Raw genomic sequence first — 17,343 nt, 5'->3', positions numbered from 1 at the left:
TGCCCGGAGGCAAACGCTCCATGTGCAAAGCAGTTATAAATGTGGTTATATCCAGTGCAATATTGCTCGCAGGCGCATTGAATGCCCCTGCTGCACTTGCGTTAACGTCAACGCAGAAAACCTTTCTTGAGGCTGAAAAAGCCCTGAAGAAGCAAGATTATGCAACCTATAAACCCCTACGGGCAAAACTAGGTAATTATCCGCTCGCGATTTATTTAGATCATGATATCGACATAGGTGCTCTTAATGCCTTACAGGGTTATGCAGCTAAAGCCTTGATTGAAAAATATGAAACCACACCCATGTACAATAGGTTACGGTCTAAATATTTAAACAATGCTGGTAGCCAAAAACGCTGGAATGATTATCTTGCGATCACCCCAGAAGCGCCTACCGACATCCGCCTGCAGTGTTATTACTATGAGGCGAAACTCGCCAAGGGCGATCTAAAAACGGCTTATGCGGCCGCACAATCACTTTGGGTATTTGGGGGTTCGCGCCCAAAGGAATGTGATCCTCTTTTCAACACATGGACCAAAGCCGGTAAACGCACTCAAGATGTCGTATGGGCGCGAATGATGCTGAGTTTCGAGGCTGGCGAAACGAGTTTACTGAGTTTTTTATCCCAAAAAATCACCACCCATAGTAACGAAGCTAAGCGTTTAGTCGCCGTCTATAAAGATCCTAATAGCCTGCGCCATACCGAAAAGTTTAAAGATAAAAATCCCATTGTCGGTGACATAGTTGCCGCAGGATTAAAACGTCTTGCCCGTAAGGATCTCGACCAAGCCATTAATTTGTATGAACGGTATCAAAAGGCCCATCGTTTTACCCCAGAACAAGCGCAGCAACTCGATAAATACCTTGTTCGCCGCATTTTAATTGAACAAGATGATAACTATAAAAACTATGTCGACAATGTGCTCACTGAGCTGAAAAATGACGACTTATTTGAACGCCGTTTAAGATGGGCTATCCGCGATCACGACATGCGCAGTATTGCCCGTTACTTGAACCTACTCCAACCAGAAACCTTGGCAAAGGAACGTTGGCAATACTGGCTTTATCGCACCAATGCCAAAGAAGCGCCTGAAAGCGCCATAAAAGCGCTCGCGACAATCAGTAATGAACGTAATTTTTACGGTTTTGCTGCTGCGCAGTTCTTAAATAAACCGGTATCACTCAATCAAAGCCCTGAGCCTGTTGTTGATGCCAATAGCCAAAAGTTAACCGATGATCTGGGTTTTGTGCGCGTGCAAGAGTTAATGGCGCTCGACCGTTATTTTGATGCTCGCTATGAATGGATGTCGCTACTAAAACGCAGTGACAATACGATGCGAGCACGCTATGGACGCTATGCCCATGAACAGGGCTGGTACGATTTTGGTGTTGAAGCCAGTATTCAAGGTAAGTTGTGGGATGATATTCCTCTACGCTTCCCTATGGCACACCAAGCGGGTTTTGAGCACGCCAGCAAAAAGCATAGGGTTAACATCGATGAGATCCGTGCGATTAGCCGCCGCGAAAGTGCCTTCTATCTTTATGCGACCTCGGGCGTAGGTGCCCGTGGTCTAATGCAAATTATGCCTGCCACGGCCAAAGCTACCGCCAAAAAACACGGGGCCAGATATAGCGATCCAAAGGATCTCTACAGCGCAGAGCTTAACCTCAATCTTGGTAGCGCTTACTATGCCCAGCTGTTGAAAGAGTTTAACCAAAACCGCATCCTCGCCACGGCGGCCTATAACGCGGGTCCCTCTCGCGTGCGGCGCTGGTTATCAAACTCTGATGGCAAACTCGATGCCATGGGCTTTATCGAGGCTATTCCCTTTACTGAAACCCGTGAATATGTTCAAGCCGTCCTCAGCTATCGATTGATTTATGAGGCGCAAAAGCAAAAAGCACAGCCATTATTCAGCGAAGCTGAGCTTAAGTTTGCTTACTAACTCGTGACATGAAAAGGAACTCGATACTCAGCCGCATCGAGTTCCTACTTTTCAGCATACCCTAGGGTAAAGCTCATGCTTTAACCACCAAAAATTCTAAATGTTATTCTCTAAATTCAAATAATTAGCAAAGCGAATAATTATTCAGCAATCACGCCATTTTATCGAAAACTTGTTTGCACTGAAGGGCGTTAAATGCGAATAATTAGTATTAAAGCATTAAGAATCCCATTACACCCATGATTAACCTTAGTTCGTTAACCCTTAGCTGCGAATACCAACCCTTTGTCAATCCTCATACTTTAGCCATCGACGGCTATGAAGCCTTAGCGCGTTTTTACTTGCCTAATGGTGATGCGGTTGCACCTAATATTGTGTTCGAGCAGTTGCATGAATCCACAGAAATACTCGCTGCAGTTGAATATCAAGCCAAGGCATTTCAACTCATCCATGCGCCGAGTCAGCAGCGAATTTTTATCAATGTTGATCCCCACGCCGTCGATGGACCACATACCGCCAAGCTCATTCGTTTGCTGTCCCACTATGAACGAGTCACGGTCGAGATCATCGAAAACACCTGCATTAACGATGCCCAGCTAGCCAGTCAATTATTCACTCAATTTAAACAAGCTAAGATACATGTGGCGCTGGATGATATTGGTGCGCCCCACTCCATGCTCAGTGTCGATCTGATGATGAACGTGGATTATCTTAAGTTTGACCGCCATTGGTTAACACACATAACACACCCCGAGGGAGCCCAATTATTAATTGCATTGGTCAACTTTGCCAAAAAGACCAACAAACAGTGCATTTTAGAAGGCATAGAAACTGAAGCTCACTTAGCCTTTGCGCGGGATATCGGTGTCGACTTTGTCCAAGGCTTTTTGTTTAAATCCTGGTTTATTCGCCCCACCAGCAGCCAAGCACTGTGCCTTACGTAAGATCAGGCTAAAACGGTTTACATTCGCGCCACCAGCCCACTCAAGACCAAACCTAATGCTGTCGAGTAATTGATTTAGCACTAGAAATGCCACTGGATATACGGGCGATGATCCGCCATAGTGATAACGCACATCAGCTTGCAAATGCACCTTAAGCACACTTCCAAATGTATTAGGAGTCGCCCGTGGCACAATCTGGGATCAGCGAATTACTACAACAACTCGAACAAGTATTGCTGGGCAAGCCTAGGCAAATTCGTCTCGCTTTAGCCTGTATTCTCGCCCGTGGGCACCTGTTGATTGAAGACTTACCCGGCATGGGTAAAACCAGTATTTCCCATGGTATAGCCCAAAGCTTAGGTTTGAGCTATCAGCGGATCCAATTCACCAGTGACATGCTGCCTGCCGACATTCTCGGCGTATCGATTTTTGATAAACATCAAGCACAATTTATCTTTCATCCTGGACCGATTTTCAAACAGATGATTTTGGCAGATGAAATTAATCGCGCCAGCCCTAAGACACAAAGTGCTTTACTCGAAGCGATGGCCGAACAACAAATTTCCGTCGATGGCATCACCCACAGATTGCCCAATCCTTTCTTTGTGATCGCGACTCAAAATCCCACCGATCAATCCGGTACATTTTCGCTACCAGAATCGCAGCTCGACAGGTTTATGATGCGTCTGTCTATTGGTTATCCAAGCCACGATGCTGAACTCGCTATGCTTAAGAGCAATCATAACCACTTAACCTTAGATCAATTGCCCCAATGCCTGACACCTATGGCCTTAATGCAACTACAAGAGCAGTGCGACAAGGTCAGCGCTTCCGATGCCTTACTCAATTATATTCTAGCCTTAGTGAGTTTTTCCCGTAGCCAAAGTGACAGCGTGGGGTTATCACCGCGTGCCACCAAAGCGCTATTACAAGCGGCTAAGGCATGGGCCTTTTTAGAAGGTCGACATTATTTAGTCCCCGAAGATGTGCAAGCGGTATTTTGTTGTGTAGCGGAGCATAGACTCAGAACCAGTAGCCAATTACAGGGTGAAGCCCTATCTGAGCGAATTCTCGCCAGTGTTAACCCTATTATGTAGCAAGATACTGTAATGAGAAGATATCGCTAAAGTATGCAGTTAACGCATTAAACTAAGGAAATAACTCAGAAGTGAAACGACTGATACTCCCGACTTTCATTCCGACGTTAGTCCCGATTTGGCAACGTTGGTTAGCAAGACGCTTGCCACCGAGTCCCGAAATAACCTTAAGCCATCGCAGCATTTTTATTCTGCCGAGCGGTTTTGGGTTAGTTTGGCTTGGTCTGGTTTTACTCTTATACTTATTCGGCACTAACTATCAAAACAACTTAGTCATTGGCCTCAGCATCTTACTCCTAAGCCTCTTTAATACCTGCATTCTATACAGTTACAAAAATCTGGCCGGCTTACATGTACGGGCCACGACGCCGCCCGAAGTCTATGCGGGCGAAACCTTAACTTTTCCTGTCCTTATCAACACTCACCATAGTGGCCATAACATACAACTTAACTATCCGCATAATCGCACTTATACGGTGCAGAACGTCGGCACAGATGAACAACAAGCGCTCGTACCCTTCGAATATCATCAGCGGGGCCAAGTGTCACCGGGTCGGCTCAAAATTGAATCCTTCTATCCCTTAGGGCTTTGCCGCGCATGGTCCCATGTGGATTTGGCCATTAGTCACTTAGTCTTTGCCCAGCCGATTGAAGCGCCGCTGCAGCTTGAGTCTGATCATACTCAGTCTGAGCAAGATCCCCTGCTACTGGCGGGTAAACATGTGTCAGGCATCGATGAGTTTAAAGGCCTTAAACCCCATGTGCTCGGCGAATCCCTCAAGCAAGTGGCATGGAAACAATGGGCACAAGGTCGAGGCATGCTGACTAAAGAATTCCAGCAGCCCCAAGGTGATCCCGTCTGGTTAAGGCTCAGACCCGATGCCAAACGCCTCGAAACCCAATTGAGTCAGCTAAGCTGGCAAGTCAATAAACTCACGCAACTTGAGCAGTATTTTGGCTTACATCTGCAAAACCCAATGGGAGACGATTTCTTGATCGCGCCCGCGATAGGCAATCACCACAGGATCGCCTGTCAAAAAGCCATTGCCTTATATCCACAATTAGCGCCTTCAGTGGCGAAGCCCCCATATCAGTCATCAGTCGCTAATCAGCCACAAAAAACGAATCAAGCTCCCCGCAAGCAGCATCATATCCCTACTTCGAGGGAGCAAGTATGAAGTTAGCGGCCAATAGCACGACACCTCAAATCGGCGACAATATTAGCCGCCAGACACTTTTTTGGTTATTGATCACCAATATTGCGGTATTAAGCCCACTATTTGATAAAACCACGCCTTGGACTTTGGGCATTTGCGCTATCTGTTTGCTGTGGCGTGTGGGGATTTATGTCGGCAAAGTGGCAAAACCACCGCGTTTTTTGGTCACCAGTCTTGCGATCGGCGCCGCAGCCACACTGGCACTCGTCTCAAAGGAAATAGGCTTACTCAATGCGCTAGTAAATCTGCTGCTGTTAGGTTATGCCTTAAAATACATTGAAATGCGTAATCAAAGGGATGTGCGCGTTGTCGTCCTCGCGGGCTATTTTATTATCGCGCTGACCTTTATTGATCACCAATCCTTACTCAATACCGCGCATTTACTCGTGGTGACGTTGATCAACACCTGCGTGCTCGTGACTTTGTATCAAGATAAGCAATCCTTAAAACACACGGCTTGGATCGGTGGCAAATTTTTACTCCAGAGCCTTCCCCTCGCGCTGCTGTTATTTTTAGTGTTACCGCGTCTTGCACCGCTCTGGTTAGTGCCCAACATGAAAGAAGCCCAAACGGGCTTGTCCGATAGTCTGGCGATTGGTGATATAGGTAAGCTTACCCGTTCGACTAAACTTGCCTTTAGGGCGAGTTTTACCAATGCAAAGCCCATTAATGCCGAGTTATATTGGCGCGCCCTCGTGATGGAGAACTATGATGGTGTCACTTGGCGCCAAGAAGCGGGGATTAAACAGTTGCAAAAAGATGCGCTGCTGTTTCCGCCCTCACGGCCCAGCCCAGCATTGATGGTCAATAATCCTGATCCCATGAGTGATCCCATGAGCAATAGTCCTGCTCCGATAAGCAGTGAAGATCAAGAGATCGCATTAAGTAAGCAAGATAAGCATAGTATTCGTTATCAAGTGATTACTGAGCCGAGCCACCAGCCGTGGTTATTTGGTCTCGATGTGGCCTATAGCCAAGATGATAACGTGGTCAATATGCCCGACTATCGGCTGTTGGCGCTGCGCAATATCGATCAGCGAATGAGTTATCAAGTGGAGTCTTGGCCTAAGGCGAAGATGGACCTCAAGCTATCGGCGCGGCAAAGGCAGATTAACCTCGAACTGCCGAGCCAAAGTAATCCACGCACTTTGGCGTTAGCTGAGCAGTTTAAGACTCAGTATCCCGCGCCTAAGCCACGACTATGGGCCATGATGGGCCACTTTAATAGTGAGCCTTTTTTCTACACTCTCACGCCGCCTCCCCTTGGGCCGCAGCAAGTGGATGATTTCTTATTTGAAAACAAAGCCGGTTTTTGCGTGCACTATGCCGCAGCCTTCATTTTTATGGCGCGGGCCACAGGTTTACCCGCACGTATGGTCACAGGCTATCAGGGCGGTGAATTTAATCCGCAAGCGGGTTACTACAGTGTGTATCAATATATGGCCCACGCATGGGCAGAAGTCTGGCTTGAAGGTGAAGGTTGGGTGCGTTTCGACCCGACCGCTATGGTGGCGCCCGATCGTATCGAACAAGGATTCGACGCCCAGTTTGATCCCGAGCAAAGTTACCTGCAGGAAAGCCCTTTTAGTAGCTTACGATTTAAATCAATGCCTTGGCTCAATGAGTTAAGACAACGTTTTGCCAGCATAGATTATTACTGGAGCGTGTGGGTACTGGGTTTTAACCAAGAGAAGCAGAATCAAGTGCTCAGTGGCATTTTAGGCGATGTGACTCACACTAAAATTGCGGTCTTTATGGGGCTCTGTATCAGCCTTATCGTGCTCTATATCGCCTACAGCGCGGGCTTATTACATTTTAGAGTTCAAGGCGATCCCATTAGTACTCGTTATCAACAGCTCTGTAATCGTCTCGCACACCATGGCATTAAGCGCAAAGACAGTGATGGACCAAATCAATTTGCGCAGCAGATTATTGAGCAATACCAACACAGTGCACCAAAGCTTTGCACGCTGTTTCAAACCTTGACACAAAGTTATGTAGCGCTGAAGTACCAAGATTTACCGGCTAAAGACTATCAAGCGCATTTAACCGCATTTAAAGCGGCGGCGAAGCAACTCAACTGGTTATTGCTCAGAGCCAAAGTGAAAGATAAGTTCAATCTAGCCTAGCATTCGTCAACTGAGCTGTAACTGACGATACCTCATCGGAGCAAGCACCAATAAACACCTAAAATTGCGGGTTAATTCCACAGAAGCAGCAATAGTGTTGAATCTTATAAATCAAACACATAGAATTGTTTTATTGTCACCATGCCGAGTTGCACATGCTAAAGTTAATCCAGTCCAATCAGATGGAAGTGCTCTGCGCCCATTTAGCCGCTTACCTGACCCAACCCCTTGCTTTTGCACGTCTACTGAGTAACGAGCATATTCTGGTACAGAGTCCCGGCATGTCGACTTGGCTACGCCTCGAAATCGCCAAACAAAATGGAATTGCCGCCGCACTGGAATTCCCGCTGCCATCGAGCTTTACCTGGCAGTTGTGCCATGACTTATTACCCGATGTGCCTAAGGACAACGCCTTCACTAAGGCGGCGATGACGTGGAAGCTGATGCAACTCTTACCGCGCATGTTGCAAAATGACGCCTTTGGGCCGTTGAGACACTATCTAAGTCATCAGCAATCCAGCACAAATGCCGCCGACACGAATGAACAGCACAACACCCGTGATATGACGGCTGACGATATTAAGCTGTACCAACTCTGTGGGCGGATTGCCGATATCTTCGACCAATACTTAGTGTATCGCCCCGATTGGATTTTAGCGTGGGAGCAAAACGAGCATCCCGACTCACTTACCAAGCCGCTGAATGAAGACCAACGCTGGCAACCCATTTTATGGCGCGCGCTCATTGCCTTTAACCGTGATGAGCTTAATCAAAGCCATTACCACAGGGCCAACCTGCACAGTGACTTAATTGCAGCGCTGAATCATCCCGACACGTCACTCGCCAAATTGCCACAACGCCTATTTGTGTTTGGCATTTCCTCGATGGCGCCGCAAACCCTTGAAGTGCTTTACCATCTGGCAAGTCGTATCGATGTGATCGTGCTTGGCTTAAGCCCCTGTCAGCACTATTGGGGCGACATTGTTGATCCCCGTAATCGGGCCCGCATGGCGGTGCAATATGCGGGTAAACGCCAATTAGCCGAACTGTGGGAAGATAAACTCGAAGTGGGTAACCCGCTGCTTGCCAATAACGGCAAGATGGGCCGTGAATTACTCGATATGCTGCTTGAGCTCCCCGCCGAACACTGCGACTTTGGCGATGATGTGTATTGTGAGCCCTGTGACGATCCCAACTCGCCACACAGTAACGCCAGCATGCTCCACGGCGTGCAATACGATATTTTAGAGATGCAAACCTTAGACAGAGTACTAGGGCCAGATGCCGATCTGTACCAAAATGTCGAGAACAGACGCCTACTAAAGCGCGACGATGAATCTATTCGAGTCAAGAGTTGTCACAGCCCACTGCGGGAAATCGAAACCCTGCACGATCACTTGCTTGAGTTACTCAGCAATGATGTCGACCTGACGCCTAAAGACATAGTGGTGATGATGCCCGATGTCGCCGCCTACGCCCCCTATATCGATGCCGTCTTCTCGGCGAAGCAAGGCCTGCATTACATTCCCTACGCCATTGCCGACCGCGGCGCAGCGCAGGAATCACCGCTCATCAATAGCTTTTTAAATTTACTCGGGATTAATCAGAGCCGTTTTGGTCTTACTGACATTTTGAGCATACTCGAAGTGCCCGCCATTTTGCGCCGTTTCCAGCTCGATGACGATGAATTGCAACTGATCCGCCGCTGGTTAGATGAAGCGGGCGTGCGCTGGGGCCGCGATGAACAAAGCCGCCTTAAACAAGGTGTGCCAGCGTTTGAGCAAAACTCTTGGGCCTTTGGTATTAAAAGGCTGATTTTAGGTTACGCCTTGAGTGACGATGCGCCGCTCTATCAAGACCATCTTGTCGTCACTGGCATCGAAGGCCAATCGGCGCAGGCGTTAGGTAAGCTACTCAATTTTATTGAAGTACTCGATGAAACGGCGCAAATACTCGCCCTGCCGCAAGTGGGCGCCCTGCGTTTAGCGGAATTAACTGAGCTACTAGATGCCTTCTACGACACAGATGAAGACGAACACGAACAATTACAGGAAATCCGCGATGCCATTGCCGCCCTAGAGCAAGAGTTACTATCGGCGGGCAGGCCCTTAGATACAAAAACGTTAGAGACAAATCCGCTAGAGGCGCTAACCCAAGAGCGCATAAGCGGGCTTAGCCTCAGTATTGAAGTGCTGCAACAGTGGTTTAATCAACGCTTAACCGAATCTCGGGTCGGCCAGCGTTATCTTGCGGGGAGCGTGAACTTTTGTACCTTGATGCCGATGCGCTCGATTCCTTTTAAGGTCGTGTGTTTACTCGGCATGAACGATGGGGTTTATCCTAGGGTTCAACATCCCGTCGGCTTTGATTTAATGGCGCATTTCGGTGCCCGTAAAGGCGATCGCTCCCGCCGCCTCGATGACAGATATTTGTTTTTAGAAGCCTTATTGTCGGCGCGGGAACAACTGTATATCAGCTATATTGGCCGCAGCGAACGGGATAACTCTGAACGTATCGCCTCTATGCTCGTCTCTGAGCTGATTGAATATTGTCAGCTGTGCTATTTGCCTGAGGCCCTATTGATTCAATCGCAAAAAGCTGCAAGCCCCATAGACCCAGAGGATGCCGAAAAAGCCCTCTATAACGCGATTGTCAGCCACCAGCCACTGCAACCCTTCGATCCTAAGTTGTATCAAGCCGCAGTAAAAAGTGATGACAAAAATGGCTCAAACATAGATGGCTCAGGCAGAACCCCAAATAGCTCGGGCATAGGCCAAAGTTACAGCCTGCAATGGTGTCCGCCCAATGCGGGCGCTGCGGGCACACATGCGGGCCGCTTTATCGGCGCGCAAACTCGCATCATGCTCGAAGCGGATGAACAAGACTCAGTGCCAGATACAGAGGCACAGCCAGCTTCTGAGCACGAACAACAGCAAAGCAAGCAAGTGGATGTGTCAGCCCTGATCCGTTTCTTTCGAAATCCAGCGCAGTACTTCTTCAACCGTACGTTAAAAGTCGATCTCAGCCTTAATATTCAGGCCGATGATAATGACGAGCCCTTTAGTCTAAATGCCCTAGAGCGCTATATGTTGCAGGCCCAGTTACTCGACGATGCCATAGGCCAAGGTCTGACTGAGCCCGATATCGAGCTGATTAAACGCCTCAAAGCCAGTGGCACTTTGCCCATGCAGCCCTTCGATGATTTGCTACTGCGCCAATATCAGCATGATATTAAACCTTTGATTGGCAGAACCTTGTTCCTCAAGGGAGAACAAGCCAGCAGCCATGCGGATATTAAACTCGTGTTTGACTTGCCCATCACGGCAGGTAAATCCCAGCAAGTGTTACTGCAAGGTCGTATCGATGACATCAGCCCTAAGGGGTTAGTCAATTACCGCCCTGGTAGCGCACACGGTCGCGATGTGCTGAGGTTGTACCTTCGCCACCTGTGTTTAATGGCAATGGGCCACACACATGCAAGCTATCTACTCGACATGGGGCACTTCCACACCTTAGCGCCAATCACAGCTGAGCGCGCCCATGCGTTACTGGCCGATTTGTTAGTGTTGTTTTACCAAGGCCAACAACACCCACTGTGTTTTATGCCGCGCACGTCACTGGCCTACGTCAGCTGCGAGGGTGAGCACGATGAGCGTTTGCAGCAAGCGTTACCCGAATGGTTAGATGAGCAGAGTCAATTGGGTGAAGCTGCTTTTGGAGAAGGAAATGAGCCCCATTACCAGCGATTATTCAGCTTCCCGCGGGATTTCTCTGAGGATAGCTTTGGCGCATTAGCCGAGCGCATCTATCGCCCTATGGTGAGTTTATATCTCAAAGACACGCTGGCTCAGCTTGAGGAATTTGCGCTGAACGATGGCATGAGCCAAGGCCCTGCTAATGAACACGCGACTGACACACAAGCTCTCGCACCACATTTGAACCGCAATAGCGCACAGGGAGAGCAAGCATGAGTGAACAGATGCCGTTGAACACGCAAGCCTTACATTCTGCACCACAAGCGCTTGATCCTCTCACTCTACCCTTTGGCGGTAGTCGTCTGATTGAAGCCAGCGCTGGCACAGGTAAAACCTACACCATTTCAGGTCTTTATTTACGCTTATTGCTTGGCGATGGCATCGCCGCGCCGCTGACCTGTGAGCAAATTCTCGTGGTAACTTTCACTAATGCGGCCACTGAAGAATTACGGGATCGTATTCGCCGGCGTATTCAAGTCGCCTTTAAGTGCTTCTTAGGGCTAAAGATTGCCGATCCCTTTGTGCAGGCGTTGTATGACAACACCCCTGAGAGTGATCGCGCCATTGCCCTGCGGCGTTTCGATCTCGCCCTTAAATCCCTCGATGAAGCGGCGATTTTTACCATCCACGGTTTCTGTCAGCGAATTTTATCGGATCTCGCCTTTGAGTCTTCCTTGCTGTTCGAATCGGACTTTACCTTGGACGACAGCGAATTTTTGCACCATGCGGTGCGGGATTTTTGGCGTGAGGCCTGTTATCCGCTGCCCGATTACTTAGCGCAAATCATTGCTAAGGAATTTGGCGAGCCCGATGGTTTGGTCAAACAATTGCGGCCGCTCCTTAGCGCCAGTCAAGCAAAGCCTCTGAAACCCGCGCTTAAGTTTGATGCCTTGGCCCTGTCACTGCGCCAAAGTTTAGAGCGCTTTAAATTAGCTTGGCCACGGGGACGCGATGGCTTATTGGCATTGCTACACAGTTTGCCACTCAACGGCACCCGCTTTGGCAAAGCAACGGATAAGTACCCCAAGCTCGCCGCCATGTTCGATGCATTAGATAACTGGCTCGCCTTCGGTCATGGGTTGCCGCCGCTGAAAGAGTTAGAAGCCTTATCGCTGTCTGAGTTAAAACTCAACAAGGGCGGCGTCATCCCAAGTGTGAGCGAAGCACCGCTGATGGATCATATGGAGCAACTCGCCACATTGATTGCCGCCATTAAACCAGCATTTTTATATAGCGCGAAACTCGGCATAAGCGAGCGATTTGCCCAGCAAAAACAACAAAAAAATGTGCTGACCCCAGATGACTTACTCACGACATTAGCGAGCGCGTTAAACGCCAATAATGAAACCTTGCCCAAAGCCGTGGCAACACGTTTCCCCGTCGCACTTATTGATGAATTCCAAGATACCGATCCGCTGCAATTTGCGATCTTCTCTGGCATCTACCAAGACCGTTACTCGTTTGAACAAAGCAAAAACGATACAGAAAATAAGCTTAGCCTGTTGATGATTGGCGATCCTAAGCAAGCCATTTATGCCTTTCGCGGTGCCGATATCCATACCTATATTGAGGCCCGTCATCATACGCAGGCCCACTATCATCTGGATACCAACTACCGCTCAAGCGCAAACATGGTCGCTGGGGTTAATCATCTGTTTAGCCAGCATCACGATCCGTTTATCAGTCAATCGATCCCCTTTGATAGCGTGAAAACGCCCAGCAGTGCTAAAGGGAAAATCCTCACTGAAAAAACCGCCAATCCTGCCGCCTTAAGATTAAGACTCTTAAGCGAAAGCGCAGAAAACGGCCTCAACAAAACCACGGCAAGACACTTGCTCGCAGAAGACGCGGCGGCACAAATTACCCATTTACTGACAGATGCGGCCAATGGCGAATGCCACAGCCCTAAAGGGCCGTTGATCGCTAAAGACATCGCTATCCTAGTGCGGGATCGCAACGAAGCGGCAGTGATGAAAACCGCATTAAGTAAACGCCACATAGGCGCAGTGTTTTTAAGTCGCGACAGTGTGTTCGATACCCTTGAAGCGCGGGAAATGGCGTTAATTTTGCGATCTCTAGCGAACCCAAAAGATGAACGGGCACTGCGCAGCGCCCTAGCCACGGCATTATTAGGTTATAGCGCCGAGCAAATCCATGCCTTTAACCAAGATGAAGAACACAGACAGCTGTTATTAGAGCAATTTTTTAACTTGCACCAAGTGTGGCAAAAACGCGGCATCATGCCCGCGCTATTAAGCCTTGCCAATAGCACTAAGCTGATTGACCGTTTACTGCACACCGCCAGTGCAGAGGTAGATGCTCAAGAGCAAGATGCCACAAACGGTGAGCGCCGCCTGACGGATTTTCGCCACCTTGCCGAGCTATTACAACAAAAAGCCACCGAACTTGATGGTATGAGTGCCCTACTCAATTGGTATGAACAGCAACTGATTGATAACACAGGCACCGATGAACAGCAGCTACGCCTTGAGAGCGAGCAGAATCTAGTACAGATCGTCACTATCCATAAGAGTAAGGGGCTTGAGTATCCCGTATGTTTTGTGCCCTTTGTTAGCCTAGCCCGTGACAATCGCCGCCGCCCGACGCCTATGCTGTACCACAGAACTAACGATGCAGGTGAGCAAGAGCTAGTATGGGATATCGAAGGCACGGATGAGGGTTGGGATCGCGCCAAACAAGAAACCTTGGCCGAAGACTTGCGCTTGCTATATGTGGCGCTCACTCGCCCAGTGTATTTGTGTTACTTGTATATCGCCAATCACAGTCGTCAGCTTAAAAATGGCCTTAAAAGTCAGCTGCATGAAACCGCTATCGGCTATCTGCTCGGCATAGACGACTCAGAATGTGACTTTGCCCGTATCTGCAATGCTGCGCAGCAGCTCGCTCAAGATGTGGAAGCCATAAGTATTGATAAGGTGCCCGATGACATAGACGAGCGCCCATTGCCCTCAAGCCAAGACATAGCGCAAATACTTAGCGCGAAAACCTTAACCCGCCAATACAGCACGCCGTGGCGAGTCGGCAGTTATTCAGGTCTCGTTAAAAATACCAGCCATGGTAAAGCCGCGCCGGGCGCCGATGATGAAATATTAGGTACGCTTGAATATACGGCTGCGCAAACACTCTCTATTCCTAATGAGGCAAGCCATGAGCTGCAGGATGGCATGCTCAATCGCTTTAACTTTGAGCGCGGCGCTAATGCCGGTAGCTTTATGCATTTAGTGTTAGAAGAGATTGATTTTACGCAGGCAGAAATCGACTTACCGCTGCAATTGCCTAAAGCCATGTTGCAATACGGTATCGCACCCGAATGGCAAACAGTATTACATACTTGGTATTTGGATGTGCTGCATGCACCGCTGTGCGCTATGCCGCACGCCTTAGAGTCGCAGGTCACTAGCCATGTAAGAGCCGTAAGCGCCGTCAAACCTGCTCATCCAGATCTGTGTTTAGCCAAGTTATCGCCGCAGAATACCTTAGTCGAAATGGAGTTTTATTTACCCTTAAGCGAACTTAAAGATACTGAGCTCAATGCGCTACTGCTGCAATTTGGCTATGAGTCGACACTTAAGTTTGATGATCTCAAGGGCATGCTCAAAGGCTTTATCGATTTAACCTTTGAATACCAAGGTCAATATTATATCGCCGACTATAAGTCGAATCATTTAGGCAACAACATCAATGCCTATCATCAGAGCGCGCTGCAAAGCGCAATAACCGATCACAGGTACGATTTGCAGTACATTCTCTACTCATTGGCGCTACACAGGTATTTGAGTTTACGCCTGCCAAGTTATGACTACGATAGCCACATAGGCGGTTGTTATTACTTGTTCTTACGGGGAATGTCAGCTCAATATCCCGGCTATGGTATTTACTACGACAAGCCGCCGAAGGCACTTATTCTCGCGCTAGATTCACTTTTTAATGACAATTTATTTCACAGCAGATTGGCTCGTGCAATAGATACAGGAGTCACGGCATGATGCGCTCAACCCAAGGGCTAAATGCACATTCACTCACAGCGGCGAAATGGATAGACCATGGCGCAATTCAGCTTACAGCGCCGCTGCCAGAGCTGTTAAAACAGTGGGAGCAAGAACGACTGCTCACACCGCTCGATCGGCATTTCGCACTCGAAATGAGTCACTTGCATCCAAGCGACAGCCAACAGCCCTTGTTTATTTTGCTGTGTGCGCTATTAAGCCAGCAATTATCTTCACAGCACAGCTGCCTAGTACTCGCTCATATCGTGCCGCTTAATCCCATGGCCGAGCAAAATAGCCATTGTAAAATCAGTTTAAGTCTCGAAGCGCTCACTGAGACCTTGCAAACCTTTGATGCCGTCGGCCAAGCGGGCAGCAATAAACCACTTATTTTTGATAATGGCAGACTCTATTTACAACGTTATCATCAATTTGAAACCTCAGTGGCCGCCTCATTAATCCGCTTGTCCGGAAGTGTATCTAGGCAATTATCTGAAGAAACAAGCCACCAAAAGCAACCGCAAATCGCTAAGTTGAGGTCACTGCTAGATCAACTGTTCCCTGCCAATGTGAGCGATCCCCATTCACTCACTACCAATGTACTCACTAACAGTGAAGACACAGCACCCATTGATTGGCAAAAGGTCGCAACGGCCACAGCGCTGGGTAAAAAACTGTCAGTGATCACTGGCGGCCCAGGTACGGGTAAAACCACCACTGTAACTAAACTTTTGTTATTGCTACAAATGGAATCACAGCAGGAAATCCGTTTAGTCGCGCCAACGGGAAAAGCGGCGGCTCGCTTAAGCGAATCAATCAAAGCCTCAAAAGCGCGTCTGGCGAAGGAACTCAGCGCCCATGCTAATGTTATTGATGAAGTTCGCAATAGAAATAGCCAAGACTTTTTAACGGCTCTGGGCCGCATTCCAGAGGAAGCTTCAACCTTACACAGACTGCTTGGGGTGATCCCCAATTCGCCGCACTTTCGCCACCATCAAAGTAATCCGCTTAGGCTCGACTTATTGATTGTCGACGAAGCCTCTATGGTCGATTTGCCCATGATGTACAAGCTGCTGAGCGCATTGCCTGAGCACGCCAGTTTGATTTTACTCGGCGATCAAGACCAACTCGCCTCGGTTGAGGCTGGCGCTGTGCTCGCCGATATTTGTGCGGGCCTTAAAATACCAGTAGATCCCAATAACCTTGCTCAGAACAACATAGCGTCAAACAGCCCTGCTCTGTGGCAAATGCGCTATTCCAAGGAACAAGCCGAGCGTCTGAGTGCTTTAACAGGTTTTGAGTTAACGCCCTATATCAGCGACGCCCCTAAGCTTGGCGATAGCTTATGTATGCTAATGCACAGCCACAGATTTAAAGGCGATGCAGGGATTGGACTGCTCGCCAGTGCAGTCAATCGCGCAGATCTTCAAGGTATTTTGCAGGTATGGCAACAGGGACCTGCAGAATTGAGCTGGTTAGAACACAGTATGATCGTAAGCCAAACCCAAGCCAAAGTGAGTGAGCCTGCTAATAATATGGGACTCAATTCACTGCTGGAGCAAGCCTGCCAGCAATATGGCACTTATCTCGGTGCCTTGAATAGCCATGCAAGTAACAATGATACGAGTAATAGTGATTTAAGCAAGCGTCCAAGCACAGCTGACATCATTGAACGCTTTAACCAGTACCGTATTCTATGTGCTATGCGCTCGGGCGATTATGGGGTTGAAGGCATTAATCAGTATGTGACTCAAGCACTGGCCAATGCCAAGCTGATTAAACCGCTACAGGAGTTTTATCTGGGTCGGCCCATTATCATCCAAAGCAATGACTATAACTTAGGCCTTTTTAACGGTGATATCGGATTGATTTTGCAGGATGAAGATAAACCCGAACATTTAATGGCGCACTTCATCAAGGCCGATGGCAGCCTATTAAAAGTCTTGCCAGCCCGTTTGCCCAGCCATGAAACCTGTTATGCCATGACAGTACACAAAAGCCAAGGCAGCGAATTTAGCCGTGTGGCCTTAGTATTGCCGCCGAGCCCCAGCCTAGCCCAATGGCAACTGCTGACCAAAGAGTTGGTCTACACCGCCATCACCCGCGCTAAAGTCCACTTTACCTGCTTAGGCACCCAGCACGTATTCGAGCGGGCCAGTAGCCAAGCAACCCAACGCGCATCGGGTCTTGCCGACCGCCTTTGGGGGTAAATGAAGCTTTGTGGTCAATGGGGAACACTTTAGGAACT

At 48.6% G+C, this 17,343-nt stretch carries 8 protein-coding genes; all 8 read left to right on the top strand.

Going from position 1 to position 17,343, the window contains the following annotated elements; all coding sequences use genetic code 11:
* Positions 1-20 precede the first annotated feature (20 nt).
* The 8 genes from HGO26_RS10850 to recD all read left to right on the top strand — a co-directional run bounded on the left by HGO26_RS10850 (position 21) and on the right by recD (position 17,305).
* Positions 21-1,946 (top strand): transglycosylase SLT domain-containing protein, encoded by a 1,926-nt coding sequence (locus HGO26_RS10850; protein WP_028760024.1) that lies wholly within the window; start codon positions 21-23, stop codon positions 1,944-1,946.
* A 239-nt stretch (positions 1,947-2,185) separates the two neighbouring features.
* Positions 2,186-2,890 carry an EAL domain-containing protein gene (locus HGO26_RS10845; protein ID WP_168825136.1) on the top strand — a complete coding sequence of 235 codons (705 nt, stop codon included), beginning with the start codon at positions 2,186-2,188 and terminating at the stop codon, positions 2,888-2,890.
* Positions 2,891-3,075: 185 nt separating this feature from the next.
* Positions 3,076-3,987 carry an AAA family ATPase gene (locus HGO26_RS10840; protein WP_028760026.1) on the top strand — a complete coding sequence of 304 codons (912 nt, stop codon included), beginning with the start codon at positions 3,076-3,078 and terminating at the stop codon, positions 3,985-3,987.
* Positions 3,988-4,058: 71 nt separating this feature from the next.
* Entirely contained in the window at positions 4,059-5,165 is a 1,107-nt protein-coding gene (locus HGO26_RS10835) for a DUF58 domain-containing protein (RefSeq protein WP_345719246.1), read from the top strand.
* On the top strand, positions 5,162-7,333 hold the full coding sequence (locus HGO26_RS10830; RefSeq protein WP_168825134.1) for a transglutaminase TgpA family protein: 2,172 nt from the start codon (positions 5,162-5,164) through the stop codon (positions 7,331-7,333). Before HGO26_RS10835 ends, HGO26_RS10830 begins: the two co-directional genes overlap by 4 nt.
* Before the next feature lie 155 nt (positions 7,334-7,488).
* Positions 7,489-11,304, top strand: coding sequence for an exodeoxyribonuclease V subunit gamma (gene recC / locus HGO26_RS10825; protein WP_168825132.1), 3,816 nt, complete (start codon positions 7,489-7,491; stop codon positions 11,302-11,304).
* Positions 11,301-15,095: an exodeoxyribonuclease V subunit beta gene (gene recB / locus HGO26_RS10820; RefSeq protein ID WP_168825130.1), complete on the top strand. Its 3,795-nt coding sequence runs from the start codon at positions 11,301-11,303 to the stop codon at positions 15,093-15,095. Before recC ends, recB begins: the two co-directional genes overlap by 4 nt.
* Positions 15,092-17,305: an exodeoxyribonuclease V subunit alpha gene (recD, locus tag HGO26_RS10815; protein ID WP_168825128.1), complete on the top strand. Its 2,214-nt coding sequence runs from the start codon at positions 15,092-15,094 to the stop codon at positions 17,303-17,305. The genes recB and recD overlap by 4 nt, the downstream gene beginning before the upstream one ends.
* Positions 17,306-17,343 lie beyond the last annotated feature (38 nt).

This window comes from Shewanella oncorhynchi, from assembly GCF_012584455.1.
In the GTDB taxonomy this organism is placed as follows: domain Bacteria; phylum Pseudomonadota; class Gammaproteobacteria; order Enterobacterales; family Shewanellaceae; genus Shewanella; species Shewanella oncorhynchi.
This window is presented reverse-complemented; position numbering and strand designations above follow the sequence as displayed.

Coding starts and splice junctions, on each gene's coding strand:
- HGO26_RS10850 (WP_028760024.1), top strand. CDS start 21: ATGTGCAAAGCAGTTATAAATGTGGTTATATCCAGTGCAATATTGCTC.
- recD (WP_168825128.1), top strand. CDS start 15,092: ATGATGCGCTCAACCCAAGGGCTAAATGCACATTCACTCACAGCGGCG.
- recB (WP_168825130.1), top strand. CDS start 11,301: ATGAGTGAACAGATGCCGTTGAACACGCAAGCCTTACATTCTGCACCA.
- recC (WP_168825132.1), top strand. CDS start 7,489: ATGCTAAAGTTAATCCAGTCCAATCAGATGGAAGTGCTCTGCGCCCAT.
- HGO26_RS10845 (WP_168825136.1), top strand. CDS start 2,186: ATGATTAACCTTAGTTCGTTAACCCTTAGCTGCGAATACCAACCCTTT.
- HGO26_RS10830 (WP_168825134.1), top strand. CDS start 5,162: ATGAAGTTAGCGGCCAATAGCACGACACCTCAAATCGGCGACAATATT.